Annotated in this window: 1 protein-coding gene; it reads left to right on the top strand. The window is 66.3% G+C overall.

Translation table 11 applies throughout. The features are described from left to right. Positions 1 to 1,722 (top strand): phosphoenolpyruvate carboxykinase (GTP) (locus AC1DFE_RS23990; RefSeq protein WP_476908324.1); only part of this gene is annotated, 1,722 nt, incomplete at both ends.

Raw genomic sequence — 1,722 nt, 5'->3', positions numbered from 1 at the left:
GTTGAAGAGGTCGCTGGGCTTACCCAGCCGGACCGGATTCACTGGGTCGACGGCTCAGAGGAAGAAAACACCCGCCTCACTGACGAACTCGTCGCGGCCGGCACCCTGAAGCGGTTGAACCAGGACCTGTTCCCCAACTCCTTCGCAGCGTTCTCGGACCCCGCCGACGTGGCCCGCGTGGAAGAGCAGACCTTCATCTGCTCCGAAAAGGAGCACGACGCCGGCTTCACCAACAACTGGATGGCCCCGGCGGAGATGAAGGAGAAGCTGCGCGGGCTGTTCTCCGGCTCCATGCGCGGCCGGACCATGTACGTCATCCCATTCGTGATGGGCCACCTCGACGCCGAGGACCCCAAGTTCGGCGTGGAGATCACCGACTCCGCCTACGTGGTCGCCTCCATGCGCATCATGGCCCGCATCGGCACCGATGTCCTGAACCGGATCACCGAAACCAACGCTTTCTTCGTTCCGGCCCTGCACTCCCTGGGTGCTCCGCTGGAGCCCGGCCAGGCCGACGTGCCGTGGCCGTGCAACCCGGACAAGTGGATCGTGCACTTCCCGGAGGAGCGCTCCATCTGGTCCTTCGGTTCCGGCTACGGCGGAAACGCGCTGCTGGGCAAGAAATGCTACGCCCTGCGCATCGCCTCGGTCATGGCCCATGATGAGGGCTGGCTCGCCGAGCACATGCTCATCCTGAAGCTGACCTCGCCGGAACAGAAGACCTACTAYGTCTCGGCCGCCTTCCCTTCCGCCTGCGGCAAGACCAACCTCGCCCTCCTCGATCCCACCATCGATGGCTGGAAGGTGGAGACTCTGGGTGACGACATCACCTGGATGCGGTTCGGCAAGGAAGGCGAGCTCCGCGCCGTCAACCCCGAGGCCGGCCTCTTCGGCGTGGCTCCCGGCACGGGCTGGGGCACCAACCCCAACGCCATGCGCGCCATCGCCAAGGGCAACAGCATCTTCACCAACGTTGCACTGACCGACGACGGCGGAGTCTGGTGGGARGGCATGACSGAGGAGACCCCGGCGCACCTKACCGACTGGCAGGGCAACYCCTGGACWCCTGAGTCCGGCAAGCCGGCAGCACACCCGAACTCGCGCTTCTGCACCCCGATCGACCAGATCGACATGCTGGCCGAGGAGTACCACARCCCGGAYGGTGTGGAACTSTCCGCSATCCTGTTCGGCGGCCGCCGCAAGACCACCATCCCGCTGGTCACCGAGGCCCGCGACTGGACCAACGGCATCTTCATGGGCTCCACCCTGTCGTCCGAAACCACCGCTGCTGCGGCCGGTGCCGTCGGCGTGGTCCGCCGCGACCCCATGGCCATGCTGCCGTTCATCGGCTACGAYGCCGGCGACTACCTGAACCACTGGGTCAACCTCTCGGCCAAGGCCAACCCGGAGCGSCTGCCCAAGATCTTCCTGGTCAACTGGTTCCGCCGCACGGCTGAGGGCGGCTTCGCCTGGCCTGGCTTCGGGGACAACGCACGCGTCCTGAAGTGGGCCATCGAGCGGCTCGAAGGAAAGGCCGACGCCGTGGAGACCCCCATCGGCTTCGTCCCGACCGGCGACTCCATCGACCTCACCGGACTGGACATGACCCCCGCCCAGGTGGAGGACGCCGTCCGCGTCGACGCCGACGAATGGAAGACCGAGCTCGCCTCGATCGAGGAGTGGTTCGCCAACTTCGGTGAGTCGCTGCCCGCAGCGCTCCAG

It is taken from the genome of Arthrobacter sp. 05T423 (genome assembly GCF_056396245.1).
The sequence above is the reverse complement of the archived record's forward strand: the minus strand, read 5'-3'. Positions and strand labels throughout refer to the sequence as shown.